Origin of the sequence: Ensifer sp. ENS07 (assembly GCF_014852185.1) — a bacterium.
GTDB classification, from domain to species: Bacteria; Pseudomonadota; Alphaproteobacteria; order Rhizobiales; family Rhizobiaceae; genus Ensifer; species Ensifer adhaerens.
In genome coordinates this window covers 215,956-233,866 of record NZ_JACVBE010000008.1, presented here as the reverse complement: position 1 = coordinate 233,866, position 17,911 = coordinate 215,956, and the positions used below count along the sequence as shown (strand labels likewise).

Genomic DNA, 17,911 nt, shown 5'->3' with positions numbered 1-17,911 from the left:
GAGCCTGACGGACATGATCAACCGAAGGCTCCGGGCGTAGTTCGCGCGCAAACGCTGACCACGGATGTACTGGCAGTGTGACGCAGCGAGCGGGAAAAGGTCGGCATTGCCGGCCTTTTTTGTTTTGAACGCCGGCGAAGGCTCATATGGCCGGCCCTACCAGCGAAGCGCCCAGCGGCCGCCCAACGCCCCAAGCACCGTCAGCATGAGGACCGCGATCGTGTACCAGGTCGCGACGAAAAGCGGTGAATCGTCCGGGCAGTGGGCCGCGTAGAAGGTCGCGGCGATGCCGCCGGCTGCGAGCCCTGCCAGGGCGCCTGCAAGCCCGGGACGCGACGGGGCGCCATGGCGCAGTGCGAGAAGGAACAGCGCCAAGGGCGCAACGCCGATCAGCGGAATGAAGGTCATGCAGACGAGATAGTTGGTTCCGACGAGTTTCGTCGTCCAGGTATCGGATGGCACCGCAAGAAGCTCGAGCAACACGCCGCCGACAACGAGCGCCGGCGCGACGGCAAGGTAGGGGATCAGCTTGCGCGGATCCGCGTCGGGCCATGCGGCAACGCGCATGGCCGCAAAAGCGGCCGCGGCGAGCGCTATCGTGACCACGAATTTGAACAGGAACCGCACCGTCTCGGCGGCAGCGGCGATATCCGGCCGCGGCCCGAGCAGGATCGAGAACACGACACCGGCAAGGACGAGTGCGCCGATGGCGACGCCGGACCATACGGTGTTCATCGGCAGGCCGGGTCGCCGATTGTCGGCTGCGAGAGCCTTGATGAGGTCGTTCGTGTCCATGGTCAGTTTCGTCCAAATCGGCGGGCGATTGCAGCAAGGCCTCGGTGAAGCGCCACCCGAACCGCCGTTTCATTCATGTCCAGTTTCTGCGCCGTCTCAGCCACCGTGAAACCCTCGATCGAAATCGCGTTGACCACTGAGCGCTGCCCAGGTGCCAGCCCTTCCAGCGCCCGGCCGATTTCCCAATCCCTGGCCTTTTCCGTCTCGACGCTTGCCAGCGTGTCTTCAAGCCCCTCAATGCCGACCGTCGGGCGGCGAGCCTGACGACGCACGGCATCGACGTGTTTGTGCCTGGCAATGGCATGCAGCCACGGGATGACCGGCGCATCCTCCCGCCAGGTGTGGCGCTTGACGTGCACTGCCAGCAGCGCCTCCTGCACGACGTCCTCGGCATCGACGCCTCCGCCGATGGTCCAACGTCGGGCCCAGCCACGGATCGCCTGCGCTGCGTCCCGCAGGAAGACGGCATAGGCTTTTTCGTCGCCGGCCACAGCCGCGCGGAGAAGTCTTGCGAGATGTTCGTCGTCCGCGCCGCTCACCCGCGCCTTTCCTCCCATTCGCCGATTCCCGGCGTTTGTTACACGGCTATCTCAAATTCGCGGCCGCTGTCTGCTCAGACCGACCTCGCGAGCCCATCACGAAAGCGTGTTGCCAACATTATGTAACGCCCGGTGTCGCCGCGGCGAAAGACCCGATGTGCGCCTCAGACAGGACGCACGGGAACAGTTCAACACGGAGATAATATGATGTCCATGAAGTCCACGATCAGCAGCGCAATGCTGGCAAGCGCGGTCGCCGCCGCCCTGTCGTCGCTCGCGGTTGCGAGCCCACTGACTGAAGCGCAGGTCAAGTCCGCCATGGATGCCGGCAAGGAGAAATGCTTCGGCGTCGCGCTCAAGGGCCAGAACGATTGCGCCGCCGGCCCGGGCACGACGTGCCAGGCAACATCCACCGTCGACTATCAGGGCAATGCCTGGAAATTCGTCGACGGCGGCACCTGCACGACGATGAAGCTGCCCGACGGCCGCATGGGTTCGCCCGAGGCGCTTTCGCGCGACATGCCGTCCTGATCGATCGCAATTCAGGAACGGGACGCGGGGCGATCGCGTCCCGTTCCGCCTCGGTTTTCGAGGGGTAGCGGTCCAGGGACGTTCCCACCCGCCATCCAGGGTCTCAGGATTATGACGGGATTGGCAATGCGCACATCAACGGACGACGGCAGCAGACTTGCCCCGGTAGGTCCTCACCTGCCGAAACACGAAATCACCGGGCTCGCCGGAACGAGCTTCAAGCATCAGCACCTCCAGGCGATCCTTGCCGATGATGCCTGCGGCGGCTTCTTCGAAATTCATGCGGAGAACTACATGGGTGCCGGCGGACCGCCGCATGCGGCGCTCGCCCGCATTCGCCAGGATTTTCCGGTGTCTCTGCATGGTGTCTGCATGTCGATCGGCGGCCCACAGCCACTCGACAGAGCGCACCTGGGCCGGTTCAAGGCACTGGTCGACCGCTATGAACCGGCCCTCGTCTCCGAACATCTCGCCTGGTCGACCCACGAGACCACCTTCTACAACGATCTCTTGCCGCTGCCCTACACCGAGGCCACCGTTGCCCGCGTATCCGATCATATCGACGAGGTCCAGGACGCGATCGGCCGCCGGCTGCTGCTCGAAAACCCGTCGACCTACGTCACCTTCCAGGATTCGACGATGAGCGAGACGGCGTTCATCCGCGAACTGGTGAAGCGCACCGGCTGCGGGCTGCTGCTAGACATCAACAATGTCTTCGTTTCCGCCACCAACCAGGGCTATTCGGCGCTTGCCTATCTCGATGACTTCCCACTTGAACATGTCGGAGAAATCCACCTTGCCGGGCATGCGGAGCAGCAAGACGACGAAGGCGACCTGCTCCTGATCGACAGCCATGACGGGCCGGTTGCCGACGCCGTCTGGAAACTCTACGACATCGTCATCGCCCGCGTCGGCGCCATCCCGACGCTGATCGAGTGGGACAGTGCCATTCCGGACTGGCCGGTCTTGAAACGCGAGGCCACGGCGGCGCAGACGATCCTCGATGCCTACGGGCAGCGGATATCGCGGGAGAAGATCCGTGTCCGCGCCTGACGGGTTGCTCCCCATGCCTCTTAACCGCATCGGCAATTATGCCGCCGGTTTCGTGCCGCCGCTGCTCGCACCTGACCGGCCGACGCCGGCTCTGGTCGCCGGCCCGAACGGCAAGGCGGCGGTGAAGCGCTTCAATGTCTACCGCAACAACGTCACCGTCAGCCTGATCGAAGCGCTGGCGGCGACCTTCCCGGCGACCGAACGCATTACCGGCGAAGCTTTCTTTCGCGCCATGGCCCGCTTTCACGTGCGCGAAACACCGCCAGTCTCGCCGCTGCTCTTCGAATATGGCCGCGACTTTCCGGGTTTCATTGCCCGCTACGAATATGCCCAATCCATGCCATGGCTTGCCGATGTAGCAAGGATCGAACGGGCCTGGCTCGACGCCTATCACGCCGCCGACGCCCCGGCGCTTCCGCCTTCTGCACTTTCCCTGATTGCGCCCGAGCAGCTCGGCGGCGTCGTCTTCGATCCGCATCCGGCGACCAGGCTTGTCCGTTCCGATTATCCGGCCGTCACGATCTTTGCCGTCAACCGCGAGAGCGGGCCGGTGGGGCGTGTCGAAACGGCTGATGCGGAGAGCGCGCTGATCACCCGCCCCGACCTGGAGGTCATCGTTCGCCGTCTCGCGCCCGGCGCCGATCTTCTGCTTTCGCGGCTGCTGGCAGGCATCCCCCTCGCCGCGGCTGCTGCGGATGCTGCCACGCAATGCCCCACGCTTGATCTCGCAGCCGCAATCGCCACCGCGCTCGAAGCGGGGGCCTTTACGGCAACTCATCACGGAGGATGAAACCATGATGTCCGCATCCAGATTTTCGCAAAACGGCCATACAGCCGATCTGTCGCAATGGACCCGTCGGGCGAACCGAGCCGTCGGCGCGCTCGCGCCGCTCTGGCTCTCCCAGCTTGTCCTGCGCTTCGGCCTTGCCGTTCCCTTCTTTCGGTCAGGCATGAGCAAGTGGGACGGGTTCCTGCAATTGAACGACGTGGCGGTCCTGCTGTTCAGCTCGGAATTCCGGCTGCATCTACCCGGCGGCCCCTATCCCTATCCGGCTCCCGCCGTGACGGCCTTTGCCGCCGGTTCGGCGGAAATCATTCTTCCCATCTTGCTTGTCTTCGGCCTGGGAACGCGTTTTGCCGCCCTCGGGCTGCTGGTCATGACGATTGTTGTGCAGCTGACCGTACCGGACGGCTGGCCCATCCACATCACCTGGGCTGCCATGGCGCTCGCGCTGATGGCCTCCGGTCCCGGGAGGCTGTCGCTCGACCACGCATTGTGCGCCTGGCGCAAGGGCGAGCGATAGGCCGCGCGCGATCCCGGCGCCTGCTTTGACCGCAGGCAGCGCCCTTCAATCCGGGCGCAGCCGAACCGGAGTATCGACGATCAGCTTGGTCCAGTCGTCAATGAACCGGGAGCGCTGCAGCCGGTCCTGCGCGGCAAGCAAGGCCGGGCCGATCCGGATCGGCCGGCCGATCCCGGACTCCACCAGTTTTTCGGGTCCGTCGACCTCGGCCGGCAGTGCGCCGTTCCGCGAGAAGAAAAACGCTTTCTCCCGTGCCACGTCCTGTCCTCGTTCGGACAGCAGATAATCGAGGAAGCGACCGGCAAGCTCGGGGCGCTTGGCGCCCGTCGGAACCAGGGCGCCGCGGCTGAGGATCAGCGTGTAGTCGCGCGGCAGCACGATCCTGAGCTTGCCGTTACGTCGCGCCGCGGCATAGGCGTAGGAGCCGAGGATGTTGTAGCCGATATAGACGTTACCGCTGTCGAGTTCAGACAACACCGCATTGTTGCAGCAGCGCAGCACGGCTTCGGCGCGGCTGAGGCTTTCAAGCAGGCGGCCGTAGGTCGTCGAGGCCTGCTGGGCATCGAGGTAGGCGAGCAGATAGCCGATGCCGGACTGGCGCAGGTCGTAGGTGCCGATGCGGCCGCGATACTAGTCCGGTTTGAAGCGCAGCAGGTCGGTGAGCTCTCCATGGGTGTGCGGCACATCCTCCGGCGGCACGAAATCCTTGTGGTAGACCATGACGGAGGGCTCGAAGGTAAAGCCGAAGACCTCGTCACGCCAGTTCGCCCAGGCCGGCACGTCGCGGGTTTCCGGCGAGACATGCGTCAGCGCACAGCCGTCGTTTGCAAGCTTCACCAACTGATCGACGGACGAAGACAGCAGGAGATCACCGAAAGGCTGCTTCAATCGGCAGGCGATGTCGGCGTCCCGATAGAGATCGTTGGTCACGTAGTCCGTATAATCGATGGCGACATCGCGCGCCGTCTCCTGAAAATCGCGGATCAGCGGCTCCATCGCCTCGATGTCGGTCGCGCCGTTGATGACAAGCCGGCCGCGCTCGGCTTCGAGCGCCGGAAAGAACGCCCGCATACCCTCGACCGCGCCGGCCGGGCTGGCAAAGCCAAGGACCGCAACAAGTGAGATCGGTCGAAGTTGCCGCCACATCCTCATGTTCCCTCCCGATAAAGGGGAACATCGAGAATGACGGTGAAGTCGCGCGCGCCTTTCTCCAGAAACCGAACTGTGCCGCGATGCGCCACCGCCACCTCCGCCGCGATTGCAAAGCCGAGCCCCATGCTTCCCTCTCCCGTCTTGGAACTGACGAACCGCGTCGTGACCGCCGCCCATTCTGCTGGCGGAATGCCGGGACCGTCGTCGGCGACCTCCACCAGGGCCCGGTCATCCTCGCGCCTCACGCGCACGGCCAGCCGTTGCTCGACACCATGCTGCAGCGCGTTGTCGATGATATTGGCTATCGCCTCACGCAGGCTCACCGCATCGCCGCGCACGAAGACCGGCTCGGCACTGTCCTCGAAGGAAACGACGACGTCCGGGTCGACTGTAATCGGCACCGTCGAGCGGAAAGCCTTCCGGGCGATATCGCCAAGGTCGACGGGCTTGAAGCGCACGGAATCGGACCGGTGGATGACCATGGCATGGCTGAGCAACTGGTTGGTGAGACGCGCCAGCTGGCTGACGCGGTCCCGCACGCGCCCGAGATGCCGCTTGCGGTTGACGTCGAGGTCGTCGTCTTCGAGCATGTCGACCTGCGCCGAAAGGGCCGTCAGCGGTGTGCGTATCTGATGCGCCGCATCGGCGATGAAACGCTGAAGCAAGGTGACGCGCTCGTCGAGGCGGCCCATGAAGTGATTGATCGACCCGACGAAAGGCTTGAGCTCCCTGGGCATTTCAGCCTCGACGGGGGTCAGATCCTGCGGATCGCGGGCACGCAGCGTCGCGGCAAGGGCATCGACGGGCAGCAGCGAATAGCGGATGGCAAGCACGGTGCCGGCAAGCGCAAGCAGGCTCATGATGCCGACGAGGATCATTGCGCGGGTCGTCAATTCCCCGGCAAGCCCGCGCCGCGCTTCGGTCGTCTGCGCCATGACCACATAGGCCCAGCCAGAAAAGGACGGATCCGAAAGCGCCCGCGAGACCACGGCCACGCGGACCGGCACGTTGCGATATTCCGTTGTCAGGAACACCGGGCCGGGCCGCGCGGCGGTGACGTCTATGCCGATGTCGAGATCGTCGTAGCCGGTCAAGGTTCGGCCGTCGGGGCCAACCACGCGATAGAAAATGCGGTCGCGCTCGGCAAGGCCGAGCAACTCGAACGCCGACGACGGAAGCGTTACACCCAGATTGCCCGCATCCACAGTCATGTTCGCAGTGATCTGGATCGCCGCCCCGAGGAGCAGCCGGTCATAGGCATCGTCGGCGGCCGCGCGGGCATAGTACCAGGCGGCGGCGGAAAGCAGCGTCGCACCACCACAAAGCACCAGCGCCACGCGCAGCACGAGCCGCCAGAAGAGCGAGGTTTCACGCCGCTTCATCGGCCACCAGTTGATAGCCGAGACCGCGGATGGTGACGATGCGTACCGACGAGCCCTCGATCTTCTTGCGCAGCCTTCCGACATAGAGTTCGACGGCGTTGGGGTTGACGTTTTCGTCGAAACCGAAGAGCCGATCGAGCAGTTCGTCCTTGCTGAAAACCCGGCCCGGCCGGGCGGCCAGCACTTCGAGAAGCGTGATCTCGCGCCGCTTGAGCTGGACCTCGCGGTTGCCGACCCGCACGGAGCGGCTGTTGCGGTCGAGCACCAGATCGCCGCACTCGATGAGGTTGGTCGGGTCGCCCTGGCGGCGGCGCAGGAGCACGCGCGTGCGCGCTTCGAGCTCGCGGAAATCGAACGGCTTGACGAGATAGTCGTCGGCGCCAAGGTCCAGCGCGCCGACCCGGTCCTCGATTTCAGAACGCGCCGTCAGCACCAGCACCGGCGTCGTCTTTTTCCGGGCGCGCAGATGGCGCAGGATCTCAAACCCGTCGAGCCCCGGCAACATGACGTCGAGGATCACGAGATCATAGTCGGTAAATTCGAGTATGTCGGCGGCGGCTTGACCGTCCGTCTGCCAATCGACGGTGTGCCCGACCTTTTCCAGTCGCCGGCTGATTGCCTCCCCGACATCCCTCGTGTCCTCCACCAGAAAGATGCGCATGGGCAAGCAGTGACACGGAAGATTTCACCGATCAACCCGACGGATCTGACCGCTTTCGTGACAGCGTGGTGACAGGTTCGCGGAGGAAAGAGGACTGCCTGATCGCGACAACGGGAGATGCGGCCAGGGTCTGGAGGACAATCATCGCCGAGGCATTTTCAGGCGGCCGCCACGCGGTCCGTCGATGCGGGTCGATGCCGTCCGGATCCTGGATGTCACGGTGGAGGCAGGCGCGCGATAGCGCCTTTGAAAGAAGAACTCATGGATGGGAGAGAGACCATGACCCGAGCCTTTGTGAAGACCCTTCTGGCGGCCGGCTTTTTCGCCGCCGTGGCATCGCCCGCCGGTGCGGAGCCGTCGAAGCCCGAGTGCCTGGCCGGCGCCAAGCCTGGCGGTGGCTTCGACCTTACCTGCCGGCTTGCCGCCAATGCGCTGCTCGAAGCCAAGATCATCGGCAAGCCGATGGCCGTTACCTATATGGAAGGCGGCGTCGGTGCGGTTGCCTACAACCATGTCATCGGCAAGCGCGGCGCCGACGGCAACCTGATCACCGCTGCTTCCTCCGGCTCGGCGCTCCTGATCGCCCAGGGCAAGTTCGGGCAATATGACGAAAACGCCGTGCGCTGGCTCGGCGCGCTCGGCGCCGACTACGGCGTGCTCGTGGTCGCCGCGGATTCCCCCTACAAGAGCCTCGGCGAGCTGATCGCCGCCTACAAGGCAAGCCCGACCGACTTCTCAGTCGCCGGCGGCGGCGCTGTCGGCTCGCAGGACTGGATGAAGGGCTCGCTCTTGGCAAAAGCTGCGGGACAGGAGCCGAAGCAGATGCGCTACGTCGCGCTTGAAGGCGGCGGCGCAGTACTGACGGCGCTCGAAGGCGGCCACGTCAAGGTCGGTGCCGGCGATGCTGCGGAAATGTCCAAGCACCATGCAGCCGGCAAGGTCCGCGTGCTCGCGGTCATGGCGCCCGATCGCCTGCCGGGCGAACTCGCCGAAGTGCCGACCGCCAGGGAACAGGGCGTCGACATCGAATGGCCGGTCTGGCGCGGCTACTACGTCGGCAAGGACGTCTCCGACGCCGACTACAAATGGTGGGCCGATGCCTTCACCAAGCTCGCCGCAACGCCGGAATTCGTGAAGGAGCGCGAGGCGCGCGGCCTCTACGAATACACCCAGGTTGGCGACGCCTTCGACCAGCAGGTCAAGGCGGACGTGGCACGCTTCAAGATCATCGCCAAGGAAGCCGGCATGTAAGCCGGACGGTGGAGCGGGACAGTCTCCCGCTCCGCTTGTTTGCCACCACTTTACGGGCTCCCTGCCGATCGTCTCATCCGGCCGGATTGAAGACCCGTTCCCTGGCGTAAACATCGGGAACAGAACCATGTCAGACACCACTTCCTCATCCTCCCGCATCGGCAGGGTCGGCGGGCTCTTGATGCTCGCGCTGGCGATTGCCTATGGCATCGGCGGCAGCCAGATCGAATATGCCTTCGCCTCGGACCCGCTCGGTCCACGCGTCGTGCCGGTGCTGCTCGCCATCACCCTCGCGGTGCTTTGCCTCTTCTACCTGAAAAGCCCCGGAACGACCGAAGCCTTTCCGCAGGGGCGGCTTCTCGTGAAGATCATTGCAGTACCGCTCCTGCTTCTTGCATCGGCACTGCTTCTGGAGCCCGCCGGCTTCGCCGCCTCGATCTTCCTGCTGACCTTCGGCGTCGGCTGGATCTTCGGCGCGCCGCTGCGTCTCGCGCTGATTGGCGGCGTCGGGCAAGCCGCCCTCTGGTGGTTCGTCTTTTCCTACCTGCTCGACGTCTATCTGCCCGCCGGCCGGCTGTTTGGCTGATCCGCCGGCTATGGAGTGATCTCAATGAATCTCGATTATCTCTGGAACGGTTTTACCGTCGCCCTGACCCTGCAGAACCTGCTCATCGGTCTTGCAGGCTGCTTCATCGGCACCCTGGTCGGCGCCCTGCCGGCGATCGGGCCGATCAACGGCATCGCGCTGCTGATCCCGATCGCCTATACGATGGGCCTGCCGGCCGAAAGCACGATGATCCTGCTCGCGGCCGTCTATTGCGGGGCCGAATATGGCGGCCGCATTTCCTCGATCCTTCTGAACGTGCCGGGCGATGCCGGCGCGGTCATGACGGCGCTCGACGGCAACCCGATGGCCCGCCAGGGCCGCGCCGGCGAAGCGTTGATGCTCTCCGGCCTCTCCTCCTTCGTCGGCGGGGTCTTCGGCGCCGTCGGGCTGGCGCTGTTCGCGCCGCTGCTTGCGGGCCTCGCCATCGGCTTCGGCCCGGCCGAATACTTCGTGCTGATGGTGTTCGCCTTCGCGACCCTCGGTTCCATGGTCGGTAGCCAGCCAGTAAAGACGCTGATCGGCTGCACGCTCGGCCTGATGCTTGCGACTGTCGGGCTCGACGCCACCTCCGGCGCCTATCGCTTCACCTTCAACGAGCCGGAACTCGGCGACGGCATCGAATTCGTCGTGCTGGTCATCGGTCTCTTCTCGGTATCCGAGGCGCTGCTGATCCTCGAACACCAGGCAAGCGGCGTCACGGTCATCCGCGAACTCGGCCGCATGACCGCCCGCCTCGACGATATCCGCAAATCGATCGGTGCCACGCTGCGTGGTTCGGTCATCGGCTTCATCGTTGGCGTGTTGCCGGGCACCGGCGCATCGGTTTCGAGCGCCGTTTCCTACACCACGGAGAAGCGCATCTCCGACAGCGAAGGCACCTTCGGCAAGGGCGACGTACGAGGTCTCACTGCCCCTGAGGCTGCCAACAACGCCACCGCCTGCGGCGCCTTCGTACCGATGCTGACGCTCGGCGTGCCCGGCTCCGGCACGACCGCCGTCATGCTCGGCGCATTGATGCTCTACAACATCCAGCCGGGTCCGATGCTGATTACCGAGCGGCCGGAAGTGGTCGGCGGTCTCGTCGCATCGCTCTTCATCGGCAACGTACTCTTGCTTCTCCTCAACCTGCCGCTCGTCAACATCTTCGCCCGCGTCTTGACGGTACCGAACTGGCTGCTGGTTCCGGGCATCCTCGTGCTGTCGGTTGTCGGCGTCTATTCCACCCACGCCTCGGTGTTCTCGATCCTCCTGATGCTCGGCATCGGCATCATCGGCTGGCTGCTTCGAAAGGCCGGCTTCGACATGGCGCCGATCATCCTCGGTTTCGTGCTCGGCCATGTGATGGAGGTGAACCTGCGCAATGCGCTGGCGATCAGCGGCGGCGATATCTCGATCCTGTTCCAGAGCCAGATCTCGATCATTCTCTGGATCCTGGCGGGCGCCATGGCCGTGATGCCACTCGTCGCCGGCTGGAGGCGGACGAAGGTCGTCAAGACCGCCACCAGCTAGCTGATCCCTCTCTCTGTCGGCTGCTTGGACAGCGGCGCGCGAGCCCAGGGCGGCGCGCCGCTGTCGTCGTTTTGAGCGGCATTCAGACTATAAATCCAATATAGACTTTTACGTCTACGCATGATTTATGGATTGCTATCGAGGAAGAGGAACGCCGTGACCCCAGAACTCCGCCCCTATTGCCTGGTCTGCGACGCGATCGCCTTGCTGTTCCAGCCCTATGCCGAGGTCGTGCTGCACGATCTGGCGACTGAAACCGTCGTCCATATCGCTGGCAACTTCTCCAAGCGCGGGATCGGCGAAGCTTCGCTGCTGAGCGAAATCGGCTTCAGCCAAGGCGAAGCGATCATCGGCCCCTACGAGAAGGTCAATTGGGACGGACGCTCGATCAAGGCGATCAGCGCCGTGCTGCGAAACGCGGACGGCAAGGCGATCGGCGTGCTCTGCATCAATGCCGATGTCTCCGACTTTCATGCGGCACTCAGGACGCTCAACGCGCTCGTCCGCGTTCCCATCGACGCAGACAAGCCCGAAAGCCTGTTCAAGGAAGACTGGCACGAGCGCGTCAACGAGTATGTGCAGCAATGGACCGCGGCGCGCGGGCTGACAGTCTCGAGCCTGAGCCGCAACGACAAGCAGGCGCTCGTGATCGCCCTTTCCGCTGATGGCGCCTTCGGCGGCAAGAATGCCGCCTCCTACATCTCGCGCATCCTCGGCATGGGCCGGGCGACCGTCTACAAATATCTGAGCCAGGGGAGCGCGCCATGATCGTCATCGATCGAGAAAGACTGGCCGAGCTGCCGTTGCTGACGCTCGCGGCACCGGCCATCCGCGACGCCTATATCGCCGTCACCGACGGTCGCGCCAATCTGCCGCCGGTCGGCTATCTGCCGCTTCCCGGTCGGAATGCGGATTGCCACATCAAATACGGCTACATCGAAGGCGATCCGATCTTCGTCGTGAAGATCGCCTCCGGCTTCTACGACAATCCGGCCAAGGGACTGCCGTCGAGCACCGGCATGATGGTCGCGGTATCCTCGGAGACCGGCGACGTGGTGGCCGTGCTCGACGACAAGGGTCTCCTCACCGATCTTCGCACCGGTCTCGGCGGTGCGATCGCGACCACGGCGCTCTGGCGCAAGGACGCCGGCTCGATCGGGATCGTCGGCGCCGGCACGCAGGCGCGCATCCAGATCCGGGCGCTTGCCTCCCTGTCGGATTGTCCATTGCGGTTCACGGTCTGGGGGCGATCAATGGAACGGGCGAACGCCGTGCTTGCCGACCTCGCGGACCTCGGCCTTCCCATCGCTGCGACAACCGATCTCGAAGCGCTATGCCGCCAGTCCGATGCGATCGTAACCACGACGCCATCGAAGGAGCCGCTGATCCGATCGGAATGGATCGGGCCTGGCACCCATATCACCGCCATGGGCGCGGACGCACCCGGCAAGCAGGAGCTCGAAACTGCCCTCGTTGCCCGCGCCGACCGCCTCTTTGTCGATCTCGCCGAGCAATGCCTGGACCACGGTGAATTTTCTGCAGCGGCTCGGGCCGTGGTGATCCAGGAGGAACGCTGTGTCGCCCTCGGCGCGGTCCTTTCCGGTGCGGCCGAAGGTCGACGTTCGGACAACGACATCACCATCGCCGACCTGACAGGGATCGCGACGCAGGACATCGCCATTGCCCGCACGGTGCTCGATGAACTCGGCTTGCTCGGCCGCTCGCAAGGAACAACCGCATGACCAAAGACGTCTTCGAAACGGCCGCGCGCGCTGTCCGCGCACGCCAGCGCATCCGCCCCTTCATCTACGAGACGCCACTGATCCCGTCGCGCGCGATCGGGCCGCAGACAGCCTCGACGGTACTGTTAAAGGCGGAAAACCTGCAGCTGACCGGCTCCTTCAAGATCCGGGGGGCTGCGAGCAAGATGACCTCGCTGCCAAGGGACCAGCAGGTGATCACTGCCTCCTCCGGCAATCACGGCATCGGTGCTGCCCATGCGGCAAGCGCGATCGGCCAGAAGCTGACGGTGGTGCTGCCCGAGATTGTCAAGCCGGCGAAGCTGGAGCGCATCCGCGCCTACGGCGTCGAGGTCGTCCTTCACGGTTCCGAAACCGGGCTTGCCGAACAGCATGCGCAGCAGCTGGCCGCGACCGAAAAGCTCGGCTACGTCTCGCCCTACAACGACCCGGAAATCATCGCCGGCCAGGGCACGATCGCACTTGAACTCCTTGAGCAAGCCGACCGCATTGACAATGTCTTCATCGCCATGGGCGGCGGCGGACTGATCAGCGGCATCGGCTCGGTGCTGAAGAGTTTCCGCCCGCATACTCGCGTCATCGGTGTGTCCGCTGCAAATTCGGCAGCGCTTGCGGCCTCGATAAGGGCCGGCCGGGTGGTCGAAACCGAACACCTCGAAACGCTCGCCGATGCCGTTGCCGGCGGTCTCGACGAAGACAGCGTGACCCTCCCATTGTCGATGGCCGTGCTCGATGAGGTCGTGACCTGTTCGGAAGCAGAGATCGCGGCCGCAATGCGGGACCTGCTGCTCGACGAGCATATGCTGGTAGAGGGGGCGGCAGCTCTCGCACTTGCCGGCTTCCGGCAGATCGCGGCGAGGTGCGCCGGCCAGACCAACGTCATCCTGCTTTGTGGCGGCAATGTCGACGGCGCCAGCGCGCTGCCTTCGTTGCTGGGCTAGAGACGCCGCTGCATGGCGCTGCCCCGCCTCGCCTCGCCCCGCCTCGCCTCGCCTCTAGAGGCTCACGCGCTCCACGTAGTAGCGCGGGATCTTCACCCGGTCCCGGTCGCGGTAGAAGTCGATGCAGAAGTCGACGAAGGCCTTGAACCGCTTCGAGACGTGCCGGCGGCGCGAATAGATGAGGTTGATCGCCGTCTGCGGCGAGCGCCAGTCCGATAGCACCGGCTCCAGCAGGCCGGCTTGCCGCTCGGTCTCGACGAAAAAGTCGGGCAGATAGGCGATGCCCTCACCGGCGACGGCGAAATACTTGATCGTCCAGTAGTCGTTGGTTGTGCAGGTCGCCGTCGGCAGCAGGTCCACCTCGTCTTCGCCTGACTGTGTCAGATACCAGGACTGCAGCCGCGTCGGCTGGCGGAAGACGAGGCCGCGGTGGCCGGCAAGCGCATCCGGATTATCCGGCTGGCCATGGCGGGCGATGTAGTGCGGGCTGGCGAAGAGGCCATAAGACGAGACCGAAAGTCTGCGGCTGATGTAGTCGACATCGGACGGCTCGCCCCAATGGAAGATACCGTCGAGCGCCTGTTCGGTGACGTCGGAGAATGGCTGGCGCGAGGACAGGAACACAACGTCGAGATTGACCTGCGGATATTGCTGGCGAAAGGCATAGAGCAGTTCCGAGGTGATCGTCGTGCCGAACTCGCCGGTCGAGCCCACGCGCAGGGTGCCCGCCACCTCCTGGCGCATCTCCGCCATCGCCGTTGCCGCATCGTCGCAATTCGACTGAATGAGCCGGGCGTAGCGCAGGAACTCCGCGCCCGCGTCGGTCACATGCAACTGATGACCCTCGCGCACGAAGAGCTCGATGCCGAACTCATCCTCCAATTGCCGGATCTTGTGGCTGAGTGTTGATTTCGGCAGGCGATAGCGCCTGGAAGCCGCAGAAATCGAGCGGGAATCCGCAACTTTCACGAAACAGTCTATGAGCGAGAGATCCATATTTCGTCCAAAATCTTGCACGATATGTCCAGAGAATAGCCTATTTCGGCCCATTGTGTAAACGACTGGGAATTGGGAATATTCACTGGAGCTAAGGGAGAAGAGGTTCCAGTGAGCGATATCAGAGAATTCATTCGCGCCGCATCGGGCACCGGCGGCAAGGCAACGTTGGCGATCCGCGGCGGTCGCCTCGTCAACGTCGTCTCCGAAGAGATCTATCAGGCCGACGTCGCGATCTATGGCGAACGCATCATCGCCGTCGGCGACATCTCCGACTATATCGGGCCAGAGACCAGGATCGTCGATGCCACCGGCAAATACCTGGCACCCGGCATGATCGACGGGCATCTGCATGTCGAATGCTCGAAGATGTCGTTGACGAGCTTTGCCAAGGCCGTCGTGCCGCTCGGCACCACCTCGATCGTCACCGGCCTCGACCAGATCATCGTCGTCGGCGGCCCGGCCGCGGCGCGCGAGTTCCTCGACGAGGCAAAACAGACGCCACTCAAGGTCTTCTGGGGCGCGCCGTGCAAGACGCCCTACACCATGCCGCGCTCGACCGTCGGCCACTATTTCAGCCCGGCCGACCACCAGGCGACGCACCACTGGCCGGAATGCGTCGGCATATGGGAGACCGTGCGCGAATTCATCCAGGAGGAAGACCCCGACGTGCTCGCGGCGCTCGAACTCGCTGAAAGGAGCCGCCTGCCGGTTCTCGGCTGCTGCCCGATGACCCGTGGCGCGCGGCTCAACGGCTACCAGCAGTCCGGCGTTCGCGCCGACCACGAGAGCTACACGCCGGAAGAAATGCTCGAAAAGCTGCGCGCCGGCATGCATGTCGTTGTACGGGAATCCTCGATCTCGCACTTCCTCGCCGACAACCTGCGTATCGTCACGGAAATGGGCGTTAAGGCACTGCGCCGCATCAGCTTCTGCACCGATGACGTGGTAGCAAGCGACATCCTCAAGCGCGGCCATCTCGACAACATGGTGCGCATGGCGATCGCCATGGGCATTTCGCCGATGGCGGCGATCCAGATGGCGACGATCAACGGCGCCGATGCGCTCCGCATCGACGACAAGGTCGGCTCGATCTCGCCCGGCCGCGCGGCCGACATCCTGCTCGTCGACGACCTGCGCAACTTCACCATCGAAACCGTCGTCGCCAAGGGTGAAGTCGTCGCCCGCAACGGCAAGATGGCGATCGAACTGATCCCGCCGCAGCGCAGCGTCGCACTTCTGAACTCGGTGAAGGTCGCGCCGCTTCAGCCCGGCGATCTCAAGGTCGCCTATCACGGCGCCGGCGAGACGGCAGACGCCATGGCGATCGCCGTCACCCCGGAAAAGATCTTCGTGCGCACTCGCCGCGACGTGACGCTTGCGGTCAAGGACGGCCAGGTGCTCGCAGATCCCGCACGGGACGTGCAATACGTCACCGTCGTCGAACGCTACGGCAAGACGAGCAACCGTCCGGTCGCCTTTGCGTCGGGCTTCGGCCTCAAGCAAGGCGCGATCGCCAGCTCCACTGCGCCCGATGACAACAACATCATCTGCATCGGCGCCGATCTCGAGGATATGCGTATCGCCATCAACCACCTGATCGCCAACCATGGTGGCCAGGTCGTGGTCAGGAACGGCAAGGTCGAGGCCTTCCTGCACCTGCCGATCGGCGGCATCGTTTCCGACATCGAGCCGGCCGAGATGGCAGCGCTGGAAGACCAGCTCGACGACGCGGCCCGCGCGCTCGGCTGCCCGCTGCCCTGGCCCTTCATGTACATGTTCGTGTTGCAGATCACGGCGATCCCGGAATATGCGATCACCGATCTCGGTGTCGTCGACTGCGTCGGGCTGAAGGTGATCTCGCCGTTTTCGCCCGCCGGCGGGGACGAGCGCGCCGTCGCTGCGGAATGATGCCTTGGAAGGGGGCCGGTCATGCCGGCCCCCTTCTTCGTTCAAAAAAAGGGGAACAAGATGAACTATCAGAACAAGTCCGTGGAGGCGGCACCAAGCCCAGAGACATCCTGGCTCGCAGCGCTGCTCGACCGCTACTTCCAGATTTCGCGGCTCGGCTCGACCGTCCGCACCGAGATCCTCGCAGGACTCACCACCTTCCTCGCCGCCTCCTACGTGATCGTCGTCAATCCCTCGATCCTGGCGCATGCCGGCATTCCATTTTCGGCCGGCGTGACGGCGACGGTGCTCGTCAGCTTCATCGGCAGCTGCCATGGGGCTCTATGCGCGTAGCCCCATTCTGGTGGCGCCGGGCATGGGCATCAACGCGCTCTTTGCCTACACCATGGTGGTCGGCGCCAAGGTGCCGCTCGAGGTCGCGCTTGGCTGCGTCTTCTGGGCCGGCGTGCTCTTTACCGTCATGGCGTTCTTCAATCTGCGCCAGACGATCATCGAGGCGATCCCTGTCGATCTGCGCTATGGCATCGCCTGCGGTATCGGCCTCTTCATCGCGCTGATCGGCCTGGAAAACGCCAAGTTCATCGTCGCCAACCCCGACACGATCGTTGGTCTCACGCAGTTCAACCCGGTCACCCTCACCTTCATCGCCGGCTTCGTGCTCACGGTGGCGCTGGTGGTGCGGCGGGTTCCGGGCGCGATGATGGCCGGCATGATCCTCACCACTATTCTCTCGATCCCGATCGGTCGCTGGTGGGGCGACGGCAGCGCGTTTTGGCCGGAGACGCCGGATGTGCACACGCTGGTCAACTGGAGCGGTTTCTCCGCTGCACCGGATTTCAGCTTCGTCGACCAGATCGATCTCCTGGGCGCGCTGAACCTGATCTACCTGCCCTTCATCTTTGTCTTCCTGTTCACCAACTTCATCGAGGCGCTCTCGACCTTCCTTGGCCTCGCGGAAGCGGCAGACCTCAAGGATGAAAACGGCATGCCCCGCAACATCCGGGAATCGATGCATGTCGACGCCATCGCGGCACTGATTTCCGCACCGCTCGGCACCAGCCCGGCGACCGTCTATCTCGAATCCGGCGCCGGCATCCAGCAGGGTGGACGCACCGGTCTCGTCGCGCTGGTCGCGGGTCTGCTCTTCGTGCCCTTCCTGTTTTTGTCGCCGCTGCTTTCTCTGGTGCCGGCGGTTGCAACCGCACCGGTGCTGATCCTCACCGGCCTCTTCATGTCCGAGCCTATCAGCAACATCCGCTGGAGCGCGCTCGACGAGGCGATCCCGGCCTTCCTTGCGATCGTATTGATCCCGCTCACCTTCTCGATCACGCTCGGCCTGTCGCTCGCGATCATCGCCTATGTGCTGATCAAGCTGGTCTGCGGCCGGGCTGGCGATGTAAGACCGGTCATGTGGTTCGTGGCACTGCTCGCCGCAGCGCTCGTCGCCCAGACCCAGTAACCGCCAGAAAATCCGACGGCGCCCTTAATGCAAGGGCGCCGACATCGCCCATCCGAAGGA

The 17,911-nt window shown here is 64.2% G+C and carries 18 protein-coding genes and 1 pseudogene; 12 read left to right on the top strand and 7 right to left on the bottom strand.

The features are described from left to right. Positions 1-156: 156 nt before the first annotated feature. Positions 157-795 (bottom strand): NrsF family protein, encoded by a 639-nt coding sequence (locus tag IB277_RS23545; RefSeq protein WP_060585739.1) that lies wholly within the window; start codon positions 793-795, stop codon positions 157-159. Between the two features lie 2 nt (positions 796-797). Then, entirely contained in the window at positions 798-1,334 is a 537-nt protein-coding gene (locus IB277_RS23540; protein WP_192371939.1) for a sigma-70 family RNA polymerase sigma factor, read from the bottom strand. A 207-nt stretch (positions 1,335-1,541) separates the two neighbouring features. On the opposite strand from IB277_RS23540, the gene IB277_RS23535 reads away from it, so the two are divergent. From IB277_RS23535 to IB277_RS23520, 4 genes are all read left to right on the top strand, one after another. Continuing rightward, positions 1,542-1,865, top strand: coding sequence for a DUF2282 domain-containing protein (locus IB277_RS23535; RefSeq protein ID WP_034790329.1), 324 nt, complete (start codon positions 1,542-1,544; stop codon positions 1,863-1,865). Positions 1,866-1,991: 126 nt separating this feature from the next. Then, positions 1,992-2,918 carry a DUF692 domain-containing protein gene (locus IB277_RS23530; RefSeq protein ID WP_246812805.1) on the top strand — a complete coding sequence of 309 codons (927 nt, stop codon included), beginning with the start codon at positions 1,992-1,994 and terminating at the stop codon, positions 2,916-2,918. A gap of 13 nt (positions 2,919-2,931) precedes the next feature. Continuing rightward, positions 2,932-3,708 (top strand): DNA-binding domain-containing protein, encoded by a 777-nt coding sequence (locus IB277_RS23525; protein WP_060643982.1) that lies wholly within the window; start codon positions 2,932-2,934, stop codon positions 3,706-3,708. 4 nt (positions 3,709-3,712) lie between these two features. Next, positions 3,713-4,222: a DoxX family protein gene (locus IB277_RS23520; RefSeq protein WP_060519972.1), complete on the top strand. Its 510-nt coding sequence runs from the start codon at positions 3,713-3,715 to the stop codon at positions 4,220-4,222. A gap of 45 nt (positions 4,223-4,267) precedes the next feature. Here IB277_RS23520 and IB277_RS38225 read toward each other — a convergent pair whose 3' ends face one another. Genes IB277_RS38225 through IB277_RS23505 form a run of 4 tightly spaced genes read right to left on the bottom strand, consistent with a single transcriptional unit; the run spans position 4,268 to position 7,417 of the window. Beyond that, entirely contained in the window at positions 4,268-4,840 is a 573-nt protein-coding gene (locus IB277_RS38225; protein ID WP_371813664.1) for an ABC transporter substrate-binding protein, read from the bottom strand. A gap of 12 nt (positions 4,841-4,852) precedes the next feature. Beyond that, the gene (locus IB277_RS38220; RefSeq protein ID WP_246812804.1) at positions 4,853-5,368 is read right to left on the bottom strand and encodes a hypothetical protein; all 516 of its coding nucleotides are present in this window, start codon (positions 5,366-5,368) and stop codon (positions 4,853-4,855) included. Positions 5,369-5,370: 2 nt separating this feature from the next. Beyond that, the gene (locus IB277_RS23510) at positions 5,371-6,756 is read right to left on the bottom strand and encodes a sensor histidine kinase (RefSeq protein ID WP_192371937.1); all 1,386 of its coding nucleotides are present in this window, start codon (positions 6,754-6,756) and stop codon (positions 5,371-5,373) included. Beyond that, the gene (locus IB277_RS23505; protein WP_034790222.1) at positions 6,743-7,417 is read right to left on the bottom strand and encodes a response regulator transcription factor; all 675 of its coding nucleotides are present in this window, start codon (positions 7,415-7,417) and stop codon (positions 6,743-6,745) included. Before IB277_RS23505 ends, IB277_RS23510 begins: the two co-directional genes overlap by 14 nt. A 279-nt stretch (positions 7,418-7,696) precedes the next feature. Between IB277_RS23505 and IB277_RS23500 the strand changes: the two genes are divergently transcribed. The 6 genes from IB277_RS23500 (at position 7,697) to IB277_RS23475 (ending at position 13,485) form a co-directional block, all read left to right on the top strand. Further along, entirely contained in the window at positions 7,697-8,668 is a 972-nt protein-coding gene (locus IB277_RS23500) for a tripartite tricarboxylate transporter substrate binding protein (RefSeq protein ID WP_060585733.1), read from the top strand. A 127-nt stretch (positions 8,669-8,795) separates the two neighbouring features. Further along, complete coding sequence (locus tag IB277_RS23495; RefSeq protein ID WP_034790226.1) at positions 8,796-9,254, top strand: tripartite tricarboxylate transporter TctB family protein; 459 nt, start codon at positions 8,796-8,798, stop codon at positions 9,252-9,254. Positions 9,255-9,278: 24 nt separating this feature from the next. Beyond that, positions 9,279-10,784: a tripartite tricarboxylate transporter permease gene (locus IB277_RS23490; protein ID WP_192371936.1), complete on the top strand. Its 1,506-nt coding sequence runs from the start codon at positions 9,279-9,281 to the stop codon at positions 10,782-10,784. A 156-nt stretch (positions 10,785-10,940) separates the two neighbouring features. After that, a complete protein-coding gene (locus tag IB277_RS23485; RefSeq protein ID WP_234824511.1) occupies positions 10,941-11,552 on the top strand; it encodes a transcriptional regulator in 612 nt (203 codons plus the stop codon). Further along, positions 11,549-12,526, top strand: a complete 978-nt coding sequence (locus tag IB277_RS23480) for an ornithine cyclodeaminase family protein (RefSeq protein ID WP_192371935.1) — start codon at positions 11,549-11,551, stop codon at positions 12,524-12,526. Before IB277_RS23485 ends, IB277_RS23480 begins: the two co-directional genes overlap by 4 nt. Then, positions 12,523-13,485 (top strand): pyridoxal-phosphate dependent enzyme, encoded by a 963-nt coding sequence (locus IB277_RS23475; RefSeq protein ID WP_060585723.1) that lies wholly within the window; start codon positions 12,523-12,525, stop codon positions 13,483-13,485. Before IB277_RS23480 ends, IB277_RS23475 begins: the two co-directional genes overlap by 4 nt. Positions 13,486-13,539: 54 nt before the next feature. Here the strand turns inward: IB277_RS23475 and IB277_RS23470 are convergent, their stop codons facing one another. Then, the gene (locus IB277_RS23470) at positions 13,540-14,481 is read right to left on the bottom strand and encodes a LysR family transcriptional regulator (RefSeq protein WP_090299107.1); all 942 of its coding nucleotides are present in this window, start codon (positions 14,479-14,481) and stop codon (positions 13,540-13,542) included. A gap of 111 nt (positions 14,482-14,592) precedes the next feature. Here IB277_RS23470 and IB277_RS23465 point away from each other — a divergent pair, with 111 nt between their 5' ends. Further along, positions 14,593-16,392, top strand: coding sequence for an adenine deaminase (locus IB277_RS23465; protein ID WP_112772321.1), 1,800 nt, complete (start codon positions 14,593-14,595; stop codon positions 16,390-16,392). Positions 16,393-16,452: 60 nt separating this feature from the next. Continuing rightward, positions 16,453-17,851: pseudogene (locus tag IB277_RS23460) on the top strand (NCS2 family permease). The last annotated feature ends 60 nt before the right edge of the window (positions 17,852-17,911 follow it).

Bases quoted from the DNA above. Each gene is read 5' to 3' on its own strand.
- IB277_RS23505 (WP_034790222.1), bottom strand. From the start codon at position 7,417: ATGCGCATCTTTCTGGTGGAGGACACGAGGGATGTCGGGGAGGCAATC.
- IB277_RS23545 (WP_060585739.1), bottom strand. From the start codon at position 795: ATGGACACGAACGACCTCATCAAGGCTCTCGCAGCCGACAATCGGCGA.
- IB277_RS23470 (WP_090299107.1), bottom strand. From the start codon at position 14,481: ATGGATCTCTCGCTCATAGACTGTTTCGTGAAAGTTGCGGATTCCCGC.
- IB277_RS23510 (WP_192371937.1), bottom strand. From the start codon at position 6,756: ATGAAGCGGCGTGAAACCTCGCTCTTCTGGCGGCTCGTGCTGCGCGTG.
- IB277_RS23535 (WP_034790329.1), top strand. From the start codon at position 1,542: ATGTCCATGAAGTCCACGATCAGCAGCGCAATGCTGGCAAGCGCGGTC.
- IB277_RS38220 (WP_246812804.1), bottom strand. From the start codon at position 5,368: ATGTGGCGGCAACTTCGACCGATCTCACTTGTTGCGGTCCTTGGCTTT.
- IB277_RS23475 (WP_060585723.1), top strand. From the start codon at position 12,523: ATGACCAAAGACGTCTTCGAAACGGCCGCGCGCGCTGTCCGCGCACGC.
- IB277_RS23520 (WP_060519972.1), top strand. From the start codon at position 3,713: ATGATGTCCGCATCCAGATTTTCGCAAAACGGCCATACAGCCGATCTG.
- IB277_RS23500 (WP_060585733.1), top strand. From the start codon at position 7,697: ATGACCCGAGCCTTTGTGAAGACCCTTCTGGCGGCCGGCTTTTTCGCC.
- IB277_RS23495 (WP_034790226.1), top strand. From the start codon at position 8,796: ATGTCAGACACCACTTCCTCATCCTCCCGCATCGGCAGGGTCGGCGGG.
- IB277_RS23490 (WP_192371936.1), top strand. From the start codon at position 9,279: ATGAATCTCGATTATCTCTGGAACGGTTTTACCGTCGCCCTGACCCTG.
- IB277_RS23525 (WP_060643982.1), top strand. From the start codon at position 2,932: ATGCCTCTTAACCGCATCGGCAATTATGCCGCCGGTTTCGTGCCGCCG.
- IB277_RS23530 (WP_246812805.1), top strand. From the start codon at position 1,992: ATGCGCACATCAACGGACGACGGCAGCAGACTTGCCCCGGTAGGTCCT.
- IB277_RS23480 (WP_192371935.1), top strand. From the start codon at position 11,549: ATGATCGTCATCGATCGAGAAAGACTGGCCGAGCTGCCGTTGCTGACG.